Annotated in this window: 12 protein-coding genes and 1 riboswitch; of the genes, 7 read left to right on the plus strand and 5 right to left on the minus strand. The window is 70.5% G+C overall.

The features are described from left to right. Positions 1-43: 43 nt before the first annotated feature. Entirely contained in the window at positions 44-1036 is a 993-nt protein-coding gene (locus tag HED23_RS02070; RefSeq protein ID WP_203181735.1) for a carbohydrate-binding protein, read from the plus strand. A 163-nt stretch (positions 1037-1199) separates the two neighbouring features. On the opposite strand, the gene HED23_RS02075 is transcribed toward HED23_RS02070, so the two are convergent. The 3 genes from HED23_RS02075 to HED23_RS02085 form a co-directional block, all read right to left on the minus strand. Next, positions 1200-2132: a 1-phosphofructokinase family hexose kinase gene (locus HED23_RS02075; RefSeq protein ID WP_203187319.1), complete on the minus strand. Its 933-nt coding sequence runs from the start codon at positions 2130-2132 to the stop codon at positions 1200-1202. A 160-nt stretch (positions 2133-2292) separates the two neighbouring features. Further along, positions 2293-3447 carry an N-acetylglucosamine-6-phosphate deacetylase gene (gene nagA / locus HED23_RS02080; RefSeq protein ID WP_203181736.1) on the minus strand — a complete coding sequence of 385 codons (1155 nt, stop codon included), beginning with the start codon at positions 3445-3447 and terminating at the stop codon, positions 2293-2295. After that, entirely contained in the window at positions 3447-4340 is an 894-nt protein-coding gene (locus HED23_RS02085; protein WP_238442236.1) for an ROK family protein, read from the minus strand. Before HED23_RS02085 ends, nagA begins: the two co-directional genes overlap by 1 nt. A gap of 228 nt (positions 4341-4568) precedes the next feature. On the opposite strand from HED23_RS02085, the gene HED23_RS02090 reads away from it, so the two are divergent. The 3 genes from HED23_RS02090 (at position 4569) to otsB (ending at position 7170) form a co-directional block, all read left to right on the plus strand. Next, positions 4569-5846 (plus strand): ABC transporter substrate-binding protein, encoded by a 1278-nt coding sequence (locus HED23_RS02090; protein ID WP_203181738.1) that lies wholly within the window; start codon positions 4569-4571, stop codon positions 5844-5846. Between the two features lie 14 nt (positions 5847-5860). Beyond that, on the plus strand, positions 5861-6103 hold the full coding sequence (locus tag HED23_RS02095) for a DUF3263 domain-containing protein (protein WP_203181739.1): 243 nt from the start codon (positions 5861-5863) through the stop codon (positions 6101-6103). A 212-nt stretch (positions 6104-6315) separates the two neighbouring features. Beyond that, positions 6316-7170, plus strand: coding sequence for a trehalose-phosphatase (gene otsB, locus HED23_RS02100; protein ID WP_203181740.1), 855 nt, complete (start codon positions 6316-6318; stop codon positions 7168-7170). Here the strand turns inward: otsB and HED23_RS02105 are convergent. Continuing rightward, a complete protein-coding gene (locus HED23_RS02105; protein ID WP_203181741.1) occupies positions 7157-8548 on the minus strand; it encodes an alpha,alpha-trehalose-phosphate synthase (UDP-forming) in 1392 nt (463 codons plus the stop codon). The two genes, otsB and HED23_RS02105, sit on opposite strands and share 14 nt — an antisense overlap. A gap of 70 nt (positions 8549-8618) precedes the next feature. Continuing rightward, a complete protein-coding gene (locus tag HED23_RS02110) occupies positions 8619-9569 on the minus strand; it encodes a glucosyl-3-phosphoglycerate synthase (protein ID WP_203187320.1) in 951 nt (316 codons plus the stop codon). A 153-nt stretch (positions 9570-9722) separates the two neighbouring features. Beyond that, positions 9723-9850, plus strand: a riboswitch (SAM riboswitch). 18 nt (positions 9851-9868) lie between these two features. On the opposite strand from HED23_RS02110, the gene thrC reads away from it, so the two are divergent. From thrC to HED23_RS02125, 3 genes are all read left to right on the plus strand, one after another. After that, complete coding sequence (thrC, locus tag HED23_RS02115; protein WP_203181742.1) at positions 9869-11167, plus strand: threonine synthase; 1299 nt, start codon at positions 9869-9871, stop codon at positions 11165-11167. A 28-nt stretch (positions 11168-11195) separates the two neighbouring features. Next, a complete protein-coding gene (locus HED23_RS02120; protein ID WP_203181743.1) occupies positions 11196-11471 on the plus strand; it encodes a MoaD/ThiS family protein in 276 nt (91 codons plus the stop codon). A 474-nt stretch (positions 11472-11945) separates the two neighbouring features. Beyond that, on the plus strand, positions 11946-12152 hold the full coding sequence (locus HED23_RS02125; protein ID WP_003967346.1) for a cold-shock protein: 207 nt from the start codon (positions 11946-11948) through the stop codon (positions 12150-12152). Positions 12153-12293: the final 141 nt, after the last annotated feature.

A 12293-nucleotide genomic window follows, 5' to 3' on the forward strand; every position in this document is an offset into this window, starting at 1 on the left:
CCGGTCGGCGACGGCTGGCGACATGGTGAGGAGTGACCCAGGGATGACGGCCGGAAACAACGGCGCGAGCAAGCCCGAGGACGACGATCCGTTCGGCTATCTGTACGCGGACGGGCAGGCGGCAGGCGCACAGCCTCCAGGGCAGGGCGGCTACGGCTACCCCGGTCCGGCCGCGCAGCCCGGCAGGCCCAGAACGTCGTACAACCAGGTTCGGGCGGTCGGTGAGCGCCAGTACGGACAGGTCCCGCAGCAGCAGGCGTACGGCCAGCAGCAGCCGCAGTACGGTCAGCCGCCCCAGCAGTACGGTCAGCCGAATCCGCAGTACGCGGCGCCGGAGACCTACCCCGGTGGCGCTCCCACCGCGCAGCACGGGTCGGTGCCGGGCGGCGGCAGGAACGGCGGCCCCGGCCGTGGCGGCCCCAACACGAAGGCGCTGCTGATCGCGGCCGTCGCCGTGGTCGCGGTGGTGCTCATCGGTATCGGTGCGGCGCTGATGACGGGCGACGACAGCGATGGCAAGAAGGACGAGGCCGGTTCGTCGGCGGGTCCGGCCGACGAGGTCGAGGAGTCCCCGGAGCCGGAGAAGTCCACGAAGCCGTCCGAGGAGCCCGTCGATCTTCCCCAGCAGGACGCGGCGACGCTTTCGCTCGGGGGAACGGCCGCGCTGGACAACACGGTCAAGGGCGCCAAGAGCGCGAACGGCCAGTACATCAGTCTCAACGAGGTCGGCCGGTCGGCGACCTGGACGGTCGACGTGCCCAAGAGCGGCGCGTACACGCTGTACGTGACGTACGGCGTGCCGGGGAAGGACGCCAAGACGTCCCTCACCGTCAACGACGAGGACCCCCGCTCCATCAACATGAAGAACTTCGCGAACGCCGCGGAGGGCGACCTGGAGAAGGGCTGGACGACGACGTACGCGTACGTGCAGCTCGAGAAGGGGTCGAACAAGCTGATGCTGTCGTGCAACGAGGGCGACTCGTGTGACGCGAACCTCGACCAGCTGTCGCTGAAGTCGGGTCACGTCAAGGGCTAGCCCGCCGCAGGAGTTCAGTGCCACCGTCGTCCCGGTCATCGCCCAGCGAGCCGGGACGCGGTGGTTTCCGCGCGGATCCGGAAGGGGCACGGTGGTTTCCGCGCGGATCCGGAAGGGGCGTGGCGTCCACCGCTCGCCGGGGCGGGAGGCCGGGGCCCGCCGCTCAGGCGGCCGGGCCCTGCTGTTCGACGGTGACGCGGGCCAGCAGGTCCTCGTAGGCGGCGCGGTCGAACTCGCCCGCCGCCGGGGCCAGCACGGTGGCCGTCGACAGGGCCACAGCGCGTGCCAGCCGGTCCGGCCAGTCCAGCCCCTCGGCCAGCGCGGAGAGCAGTCCCGCAACGGCGGAGTCACCCGCGCCGGTCGGGTTGCCCTGTACGGGGGAGGGCGGTGCGGCCCGCCAGACGCCTTCGGGTGTGACGGCGAGGAGCCCGTCCGCGCCCAGTGACGCGACGACGCTGTGTGCGCCCCGGCGGCGGGCGTCGCGGGTGGCGCGCAGGGGCTCGCGGGCGCCGGTGAGCTGGGCGAGTTCGTCGGCGTTCGGCTTGACGAGGTCGGGGCGGGCGGCGATGCCGCGACGGAGGGGTTCGCCGGCGGTGTCCAGGAGGACGGGCACCCCGGCCGTGCGGGCGAGCCGTATGAGCTCGGCGTACGCGCCGACATGGATGCCGGGAGGCAGGCTGCCGCAGAGGGCGACGGCCTCGGACCCGGGGAGCAGTTCCTGGTACGTCCCGAGGAAGGCCGCCCATTCGCCGGCGCCGATGTGCGGGCCCGGCTCGTTCAGCTGGGTGGTGTCGCCGCCGGAGCGGTCGACGACGGCGACGGTGCGTCGGGTGTTCCCCGCGACGGTGACGAGTGCGTCGGTGGGCCGCAGGGGGAGGGCGCCGAGGAGTTCGCGGAGGACGGCTCCGGTGGCGCCTCCGGCGAAGCCGGTGACGACGGTGTCGTGGCCGAGCGCGGAGAGCACCCGGGCCACGTTGACGCCTTTGCCGCCTGGGCGTTCGGCCACTTCACGGACGCTGTGGCTGGTCTGCGGGACGAGGGCGGGGACGGCGTACGTCAGGTCGAGTGCCGCGTTCAGCGTGACGGTCAGTATCACCTGCACCGGCCCCCGGTTTCCCTCGTAGTCGGTTCCCGCGCCGTCTCCCTGAGGCGCTGACCTGGCGATCATGCCAAAGAGGCGGCGGCCGTCCCAGGCCTCCGGGACAACCGCCGTCTCTTCGTTACGTGTTCGACAGGGCCTTGGAGGTGGCGCACCGTCACCCGATGTGGGGTTCCACGATCCATTCGCCCCGGCGCATGACGCCCTTGACGGTGAAGTCGGCGTCCAGGACCACGAGGTCGGCGTCCTTGCCTGGGTCGAGCGAACCGACCCGGTCGTACAGTCCGAGGAGCCGGGCGGGGTTGGCGGAGATGGACCGGACCACGTCGTCGACGGAGATCCTGTCGATCGTCACGGCCCTGCGGAAGGCGGTGTCCAGGGTGAGGGTGGAGCCCGCGATCGAACCGCCCTCCACCAGGCGTGCGACACCGTCCTTGACCTCGACGGCGAGCGGTCCGAGCTCGTAGTGGCCGTCGCCCGAGCCGGCCGCGTCCATGGCGTCCGTGATCAGCGCCACCCGGCCGGCGCCGGCGTGGTGGTAGGCGAGCTCCAGGGCGGCTGGGTGCAGATGCGTGCCGTCGTTGATCAGCTCGACGGTGATCCGCTCGTCCTCCAGGAGGGCCGTGACCGGTCCCGGGTCGCGGTGGCCGATGGGGGGCATCGCGTTGAAGAGGTGCGTGGCGACGGTGGCGCCCGCTTCGATCGCCTCGACGGTCTGCTCGTACGTCGCGTCCGTGTGGCCGACGGCGGCGATCACCCCGTGCTCGGCGAGCAGCCGTACGGACTCGATGCCGCCCGGGAGTTCGGTGGCGAGGGTGACCATCTTGGCGCTGCCGCGTGCCGCGTCGAGCAGTTTGCGGACCTCGGAGGGGTCGGGGTCGCGGAGCAGTTCCTCGCTGTGGGCACCCTTGCGGCACGGTGAGATGAAGGGGCCTTCGAAGTGGACGCCGGCGAGTTCGCCCTGCTCGACCAGCTCGGAGAGCATTCCGGCCTGACGGGCCAGGAAGTCCATCTCGCCGGTGACGGTGGACGCGACGACGGTCGTCGTGCCGTGTTCGCGGTGTGCCCTGACCCCGGTCAGGACGTCCTCGGCGGTGCCGGTGGCGAAGGAGGCGCCGCCGCCGCCGTGGTTGTGGATGTCCACGAATCCGGGGACCACCCAGTGGCCCGAGAGGTCGACGGTGCGGGTGTCGTCCGACGTACTGCCGGCGATCCGGGTGCCCTCGACGATCACCCGGCCGTTCTCGACGGTGCCGGTGGGGAGTACCACCCTGGCCCCTGCGAGAACCATGCTGTCTGCGCGTCCGGCCATCAGGCGGATACCTCCGTGGAGAGTAGATCCCAGGCGAGCAGCCCTGCGCCCAGGCATCCGGCGGTGTCCCCGAGGGCCGCCGGGACGATGTGAGGCAGCTTCTGGAACGTGACCCGTTCCTCGACGGCCGCACGCAGTGGTGTGAACAACGTTTCCCCTGCCTCGGCAAGACCGCCACCGATGATGAGTGTGCGGGGGTCCAGCAGAGTGAGCGCGGTGACCAGTCCGGCGGCGAGGGCGTCGACGGCGTCCTGCCAGACGCGCAGGGCCGCCGGGTCGCCCGAGGCCACGGCCTTCGCGCAGTCCGCGGCGTCCGCCTCGGGGTCTCCCGAGGCCGCGGCCCAGGCCCGGGAGACCGCGGCGGCCGAGGCGAGGGTCTCCAGGCAGCCGCGTTGTCCGCAGCCGCAGTCCGGGCCGTCCGGCCGGACCACGACGTGGCCGATCTCGCCCGCGTAGCCGTGGGCACCCGCCTCGATGCTGCCCTCGATGCCGATGGCACCGGCGATCCCGGTGCCCAGCGGCACGAACAGGAAGCGGTCCGCGCCCTTGCCCGCGCCGATCCGTCCTTCGGCGAGGCCGCCGGTCCGGACGTCGTGGCCGAGCGCGACGGGTATGCCGCCGAGCCGTTCGCCGATCAGCTTCCGCAGGGGTACGTCGCTCCAGCCCAGGTTCGCGGCGTAGACGGCGATGCCGCGTTCCGCGTCGACGATGCCGGGTACGGCGACCCCCGCGGCGACGGCACCTTCGCCGAGGTGCTCCTCGCCATGGGCGTACAGATCCGCGGCGAAGGCCAGGATCGTCTCGACGACGGCCTCGGCACCGCGGTCCCTGCCGGTGGCCCGGCGCGCCTCGTGGAGCAGGGTGCCGTCGGCCCCGACCAGAGCGGCCTTCATTCCTGTGCCGCCCACATCGAGGGCGATGACGTGTCTCACGGAAGACAGTTTCGCCCGACGACCCCTAAAAGGTCTAGTCCACTATCGAGGTTTGTTGAGCACCCATACAAAACGGCCCTGCTAGATTGCCGAACCGATGCACCGGTGGTGTAGACCTCCGTGTGGACGTGAGGCAGGATCGCGGGCCCGTCGCCGGATGCGGCGACGCCCGCGTCGAACGATGTAGGGATGGGCAAGGCTGTGCAGCGGCGCTTTGTGGGTCTGACCGCGGTAGTGGCCGCACTCGGTATGACGGTGACGTTGTCCGGGTGCGGTTCGGACACCGGAGGCGGCGACGTCACCCTGCGGATGGTCGCGGCCGACTACGGCACCGGCGCGGAGAACAGCTCCCAGAAGTACTGGGACGACGTGGCCGGGAAGTTCGAGAAGGCCAACCCCGGTATCGACGTCGAGGTCAGTGTCTACTCCTGGAAGGACGTCGACCGCGAGGTCGCCGAAATGGTGAAGGCCGGCAAGGCCCCCGACATCGCGCAGATCGGGGCGTACGCCGACTACGCCGCGGCGGGCAAGCTCTACTCCTCCGACGAGATGCTGGCCATCCGCACCATCTCCAACTTCCTGCCCTCGCTCACCGACGCGGGCGAGGCCGGCAACAGCCTGTACGGCCTTCCGTTCGTGGCGAGCACCCGGCTCCTCTTCTACAACAAGGGCCTGTTCGCCGAGGCGGGCCTCGGTGCCCCGCAGACCTGGGACGACATCCGGAGCGACGCCACCGCGCTGAAGAAGAGCGGTGTGACCTACCCCTTCGCGCTGCCGCTCGGCCAGGAGGAGTCCCAGGCCGAGACCCTGATGTGGCTGCTCAGCGGAGGCGGTGGCTACACGGACGAGGGGGGCAACTACGCCATCGACTCCCCGGCCAACATAGCGACCTTCCAGTGGCTGAAGAACAACCTCGTGGACAAGGGCCTCACCGGCCCCGTCGCCCCCGGGAAGCTCGACCGGGCGAAGGCCTTCGACGCGTTCACCAAGGGCGAGGTCGGCATGCTCAACGGACACCCGACGCTGATGCAGGAGGCCGAGGAGAAGGGCGTCGAGGTCGGCATGGTCCCGCTGCCCGGTATCGAAGGGCCGACCAAGGGCTCGATGGGCGTCGCCGACTGGATGATGGGCTTCAAGCAGAACGGCCACCGGGTGGAGATAGGCAAGTTCCTCGACTTCGCCTACACGGACGAGAACGTGCTGGCTTTCGCCGACCGGTACGACCTGCTTCCCGTGACCAGCAGCGCCTCCGTCGCGATGGAGGCCGACAGCAAGCACGAGCAGCTGCACGAGTTCCTGTCGGCGCTGCCGAATTCGCAGCTGTACCCGTTCGGCAAGACGTCGTGGGCACAGGCCAGCGAGGCGATCAAGGAGAAGATCGGCTCCGCGGTCGAGCCCGGCGGCAACCCGGAGGGCGTGCTCGTGGAGATCGCGGCCCTGGCCAGGCAGGCCGAGAGCGCGGAATAGGTAGGTTGGCCGGTATGACCGCCGACCCCGCTGCCCCGCTCACAGGCCAGGAACGCGCGGTGCTGGCCCTGGAGCGGCGCTCCTGGCCGGGACCGGGCGCGAAGGAACGGGCGATCCGTGAGGAGCTCGGCATCTCGCCGGTCCGCTACTACCAGCTGCTCAACGCGCTCCTGGACGACCGCCGGGCGCTGGAGGAGGACCCCGTCACCGTGAACCGCCTGCGCCGGGTCAGGGAGGCGAGGCGGGGGCGACGCTGAACGCCGGACCGGGCGCGTCGTGTGCCCGGTCGTCCTCTCCCGCCGGACGGCCGGTTCCGGGGCACCGCCCTGGACCCCCTTGGCCGACGCCGGTGAGGCACGGTTCCGGCCCCTTGTCGACGGAGGTACGGCACAGTTCCGGCCCTTCGTCGACGGAGGTGAGCCGGATCCGGACCACACCATGAACCCCCGGTCACCGATACGCTCGGGCCATGGGTAATCCGGCACACCCCCTCCCGACCCCGTCCACCCAGGCCGGCCGCGAAGGCCTCGCCGCACTCCTCGCCCGCCCCTCCCGGGCGGTCGTCGCGCTCGACTTCGACGGCACGCTCGCGGACATCGTCCCGGATCCGGAACAGTCCCGCGCACACCCCGGCGTCGTCCCGGCCCTCTCCGCGCTCGCGCCCCAGGTCGCCGCCGTCGCCGTGATCACCGGGCGCCCCGCCGGCACCGCCGTGCGGTACGGCGGCTTCGCCGGAGCGCCCGGCCTGGACCACCTCGTCGTCCTCGGGCACTACGGCGCCGAACGCTGGGACGCCGCCACCGCGACCGTGCACGCCCCTGCCCCGGACCCCGGCGTCGAAGCCGCCCTGGCCGAGCTCCCCGCCGTACTGGAGGAGACCGGTACGGGAACGGACAGCGGCACCTGGATCGAGGAGAAGGGCCGCGCGGTCGCCGTGCACACCCGCCGGGCAGCAGACCCGCAGGCGGCCTTCGAGACCCTGCGCGCCCCGCTGGCCGGTCTCGCGGCCCGTCACGGACTGATCGTCGAACCGGGCCGCCTGGTCCTGGAGCTGCGCCCGCCGGGCATGGACAAGGGCGTGGCGCTGGAGGAGTACGTGAAGGAGGCCGGCGCCGAGACGGTGCTCTACGCCGGCGACGACCTGGGTGACCTGGCCGCGTACGCCGCCGTGGAGAAGCTGCGCACCCAGGGCACCGCCGGGCTGCTCGTGTGCAGCGGTACCGAGGTTCCCGAACTCGCTGAGCGAGCAGACCTGTTGCTGCCGGGGCCGGCCGCCGTGGCGGACCTGCTCCACTCCCTGGCCCGGCGGCTCACCCAGGGCTAGGGGTCTCCTTCAGCGCTTCCAGCTGGTCCAGGAACCACTGCTGCGGCGGCAGCGCCGTCGCAGCCATGGCCAGGCGCTTCGAGCGGGCTCCCCGCTCGTCGGAGTCCATCGTGAGCGCCTCGTGCAGCGCGGTCGCCGTCGCCGAAACGTCGTACGGGTTGACCACGATCGCGTCCTCGCCCAGCTCCTCGTACGCCCCCGCCTCGCGGGACAGCACGAGCGCGCAGCCGTCGTCCGAGACGACCGGGACCTCCTTGGCGACCAGGTTCATGCCGTCGCGGATCGGGTTGACCAGGGCCACGTCCGCCAGCCGGTACGCGGCCAGGGAGCGGGCGAAGTCGTCGTCGACGTGCAGCAGGACCGGCGTCCAGCTCTCCGTGCCGTACTCCGCGTTGATGCCGTCGGCGACCCGCTGGACCTCCGCCGTGTAGTCGCGGTAGACCGTGAGGTCCTGCCGCGAGGGATAGGCGAAGGCGATGTGCACCACGCGCTCGCGCCACTCGGGGCGCTCCTCCAGCAGGGCCCGGTAGGCGTGCAGCCCGCGGACGATGTTCTTGGAGAGCTCGGTGCGGTCGACCCGCACGATCGTGCGCCGGTCCGCGCCGACCTGTTCCCGCAGGACTTCCATGCGCTCGTCGACGTCGGACTCGCGGGAGCGGCTGCGCAGGAAGTCGGCGTCCGCGCCGAGTCCGTGCACCCCGATCCTGGTGCCGCCGGTGCCGCCGAGGATCTCCGTGCAGCAGCCGATGAAGGCGTCCGCCCAGCGACGGGTCAGGAACGCGGCGCGGTCGGCGCCCAGGATTCCGTTGAGCAGCTGCTCGCCGATGTCGTCGGGCAGCAGACGGAAGTAGTCGACGGGAGCCCAGGGGGTGTGCGAGAAGTGCCCGATCCGCAGGTCGGGGCGCAGCTCGCGCAGCATGCCGGGCACCAGTGACAGGTGGTAGTCCTGGACCAGGACGGCGGCCCCCTCGCCCGCCTCCTGGGCGAGTGCCTCCGCGAAGGCCCGGTTGTAGGACTCGTAGGAGGCCCACTGCCGGCGGAACTCCGCGTCGAAGACCGGCTCCAGCGGCGTCTGGTAGATCATGTGGTGGACGAACCAGAGCACCGAGTTCGCGATGCCGTTGTACGCGTCGGCGTGGACCCCCGCGTCGATGTCGAGCATGCGGACGCCCGGCTCGGACACGCCGCGCCGGACCGCTTCGCGGTCGCCGTCGCCGAGCGCGGCGCACACCCACAGCTTGTCGTCGACGGCGCTGAGACCGGAGACGAGCCCGCCGCCGCCCCGTTTCGAGTCGAGCGTGCCGTCCTCCCGCAGCGCGTACGACACCGGACCGCGGTTGGACGCGACGAGGACCTGGGCTGCGTGCTCGGAGACCATGTACCAGAACCTAGCCCGTTCGGGAAGCCTCCAAACGTGAAGTGCGTGCGGAGACCCGTGTGAGGAGCCGTCACGCCGCTCTGTGCGAGGCGTACTCCGCGATGTCCCGCATGGGCGGCCGTTCCTCGGTGTCCACCGCGTGGGTGTGCGGGACGAAGCCGCCCGGGCCGCGTTCGAACTGGGTGATCTCGGGCCTTACGAGCGGCCCCCGGGAGAGCCGCAGCTGCGCCGTGCGGTAGATCGCGGCCGCCATCCGGCCGAGGGCCTGGCCGTCCTGGTGGCGGTGCTTGCGCACTCCCACGTCCACCTGCGCCAGCGCGTCCAGGCCGACCGTGTGCAGTGCGTCGACGAGCAGGCCCAGCTCCACTCCGTAACCGACCGGGAAGGGGAGTTGTTCGAGCAGGGAGCGCCGCACCGCGTATTCGCCGCCCAGCGGCTGGACGAAGCCGGCCAGTCGCGGCCAGTGCAGATTGAGGAGCGGGCGGGCCACCAGCTCGGTCACCCGGCCGCCCTGGCCTGCTGTTCCGCCCAGGGGCCGGTCGTACATGGCCTTCACGAACTGCACCGAGGGGTCGGTCAGCAGCGGGCCGACGATGCCGGACACGAAGTCCGCGGAGAAGTCCTTGAGGTCCGCGTCGACGAAGCAGACGATCTCGCCGCTGGTCACCAGCAGTGACCGCCACAGGACCTCGCCCTTGCCGGGGAGGGCGGGGATCCGGGGGAGTATCGCGTCCCGGTGCACGACCCTGGCGCCTGCCCGCCGTGCTTCCCCGGCGGTGTCGTCGGTCGATCCGGAGTCGATCACCACCAGCTCGTCGACCAGCCGGACGTCCTCCATCAGCTCGCGCCGGATCTCCGCGACGATCGCGCCGACCGTAGCCTCCTCGTTCAGCGCGGGCAGGACGACGCTCACGCTCGAACGGTGCGGATCCCTCGCCCGCGCGGCCGTGAGACGGTCGAGCGGGCGGTCGGCAGCTGACCAGGAACGCCTGGTCAGCCAGCGTTCCACCTCTTCCAGCACGGTCGATACTCCCTGTATGTGATCCATCTCGCGGTTCGGACGACTATCTCAACCGTCCAGTGCTTCGGTTACAGTCTTGAACAACGCGGATGACCCTCGCATGTCGGGGTCGGTCCGCGGATAAACGCCCGGATCCATGGTCCGGTGCCATAGCGCTCATCCAGAGGGACTGAGGGAACGGCCCGTTGAAGTCCCGGCAACCCTCCTGCCGACCGCGAGGTCACGGTGGGGAAGGTGCCAATTCCGTCTTGTGGCGAAATACGTCGCAAGGAAGATGAGGAGAAAGGGCCTCCGCCATCATGGCCGTGCAGACAGTTGCAGCGAACACCAATTCTTCCGCCGTGGACCTCGGTCCCGCCGCAGCGCTTTCCTGCCGCGAATGCGGCGAGCGTTTCGAGCTCGGTCCCATTTTCGCCTGTGCGTCCTGTTTCGGGCCGCTCGAAGTGGCTTACGACCTGCCGAGCGGCTCCCCCGAAGAGCTGAAGAAGCGCATCGCCGAGGGACCGAACAACATCTGGCGCTACGCGCCGCTGCTGCCCGTCCCGTCCGATGTCGCGGACAAGCCCAACATCAACCCCGGTTTCACGAAGCTGGTCAAGGCCGACAACCTCGCCCGTGAGCTGGGCGTGACCGGCGGTCTGTACGTCAAGGACGACTCCGGCAACCCGACGCACTCCTTCAAGGACCGTGTCGTCGCCATCGCCGTCGAGGCCGCCCGCGCCTTCGGATTCACCACCCTCTCCTGCTCCTCCACCGGCAACCTCGCCGGCGCTGTGGGCGCCGCCGCGGCCCGCGCCGGCTTCCGTTCCTGCGTGTTCATCCCGCACGACCTGGAGCAGGGCAAGGTCGTCATGGCCGCGGTGTACGGCGGCGAGCTGGTCGGCATCGAGGGCAATTACGACGACGTCAACCGCTTCTGCTCGGAGCTCATCGGCGACCCGCTCGGCGAGGGCTGGGGCTTCGTCAACGTCAATCTGCGCCCGTACTACGGCGAGGGCTCCAAGACCCTGGCGTACGAGATCTGTGAGCAGCTCGGCTGGCAGCTGCCCGACCAGCTCGTCATCCCGATCGCGTCCGGCTCGCAGCTCACGAAGATCGACAAGGGGCTGCAGGAGCTGATCAAGCTCGGCCTCGTCGAGGACAAGCCGTACAAGATCTTCGGCGCCCAGGCCGAGGGCTGCTCGCCGGTCTCGACCGCCTTCAAGGCCGGACACGACGTGGTGCGCCCGCAGAAGCCGAACACGATCGCCAAGTCCCTGGCGATCGGCAACCCGGCCGACGGCCCGTACGTCCTGGACATCGCCCGGCGCACCGGCGGTGCCGTGGAGGACGTCAACGACGAGCAGGTCGTCGACGCGATCAAGCTGCTGGCCCGTACCGAGGGCATCTTCGCGGAGACCGCGGGCGGGGTGACCGTCGGCGTGACGAAGAAGCTGATCGACGCCGGCCTGCTCGACCCGGCCCTGACCACCGTCGTCCTGAACACCGGCGACGGTCTGAAGACGCTCGACGCGGTCGCCCCCACGACCGGCCTGTCGGCGACGATCCGGCCCAGCCTGGACGCGTTCCGCGACGCCGGCCTCGCCGCCGCCAACTGACCACCCGAGACCGAAGGAAGGCACCCACATGAGCGTCAAGGTCCGTATCCCCACCATCCTCCGCACCTACACGGGCGGTCAGGCCGAGGTCCCGGCCGAGGGGGCGACCCTCTCCGAGGTCATCGCGTCCCTGGAGGCGAACCACCCGGGCATCGGCGCCCGCGTCCTGGACGACCAGGGCAAGCTGCGCCGCTTCGTCAACGTGTACGTCAACGACGACGACGTGCGCTTCGAGGGCGGACTGGACGCGGCGACCCCGGACGGCGCCGGTGTCTCGATCATCCCGGCCGTCGCCGGAGGCTGACCGCCGCAAGGTCACGGGCCTGTCGGCCGGCCGAATGCGCCGCTTGACCCGTCGGCGGCCCGAATGCACCGCGTGAACAGAATGGCCTCCTCCGCGAGAGAAACGGAGGGGGTCATTCTGCATGGTTGAGCACGGTAGAGTTGGGGAAGTCCCCGCAGCTGCCCGCGCCGCCCGCATATGAGAATGCGCCCGGCCGCGACAAGAAGCAGCCAAAGTACGTGATCGCCTTGCGGCATAAGTGGCCTTTGTCAGGCCCGACTTGCCCTGGAATCCTGTGAATTCCCCCATTGCGTGCGGTCACCTGTGCCCAGAATTCTCGTCCGATTGACCTGTTGCAGAGGGCAGTTGGGCAGATACATTCGGCCGCGGTCGACGCGTTCCGGCGCACGCCACCCTCTCCTGTCGGAGGGTGAGTTCTGACCCGGGCCCGCGAAGTGCGGGCTCGTGCAAGGGCCAGTAATAGGGGAGTTAGGCATGGCTCAGGGCACCGTCAAGTGGTTCAACGCGGAGAAGGGGTACGGCTTCATCGCGGTCGACGGTGGTGCGGATGTTTTCGTCCACTACAGCGCGATCCAGATGGACGGGTACCGCACCCTCGAAGAGGGTCAGCGAGTTGAATTCGAGATCTCGCAGGGCCAGAAGGGGCCGCAGGCGGACATGGTCAAGCTCGCCGTCGGCTGAGCTCGGCGCGGTCGGCCAACGACACTACTCACGCACGTGAGGCCCGTACCTCCTATCGGGGGAACGGGCCTCACGTGCGTCTCCGTCCCCCTGTCGCGGCCTGCGGCGACGCCCCGAGGTTGTCCACATCCCGAAGAGGAC

This window comes from Streptomyces pratensis (genome assembly GCF_016804005.1).
Lineage (GTDB): Bacteria > Actinomycetota > Actinomycetes > Streptomycetales > Streptomycetaceae > Streptomyces > Streptomyces pratensis_A.